This window comes from Shigella sp. FC1967 (genome assembly GCF_001743005.1).
Classification (GTDB): domain Bacteria; phylum Pseudomonadota; class Gammaproteobacteria; order Enterobacterales; family Enterobacteriaceae; genus Proteus.
Genome location: NZ_MIIZ01000145.1, coordinates 1 through 284, shown reverse-complemented (window position 1 = coordinate 284; position 284 = coordinate 1). Strand labels below are relative to the sequence as shown.

1 protein-coding gene is annotated in these 284 nt (G+C 47.2%); it reads right to left on the bottom strand.

Annotated features, from left to right (window positions below; genetic code table 11):
• The coding region (locus BHE89_RS24150; RefSeq protein ID WP_216080962.1) for a hypothetical protein at positions 1–284 on the bottom strand (284 nt) is incomplete at both ends.

Below are 284 nucleotides of genomic sequence, written 5' to 3'. Positions count from 1 at the left end.
ATGTGAACCGTGACGCCGTTGAAAAAAGCGCAAGCGGATGAGCAAGCTCAGCGTGAAGCGGAAGAAAAAGGCGCATCGCGAAGCAGAAGAAAAAAGCCCAGCGCGAAGCACAAGAGAAAGCACAGCGCGAAGCTGAAGAAAAAAGCAAAAACGTGAAGCTGAAAAGGCAAAGAAAGACGCCGAAGAAAAAGCGAAACGTGAAGCTGAAGAAGCAAAACGTGAAGCAGCGGAATTAGCTAAGCGCGAAGCAGCGGAAAAAGATAAAGTGAAACAAAACGATAAAC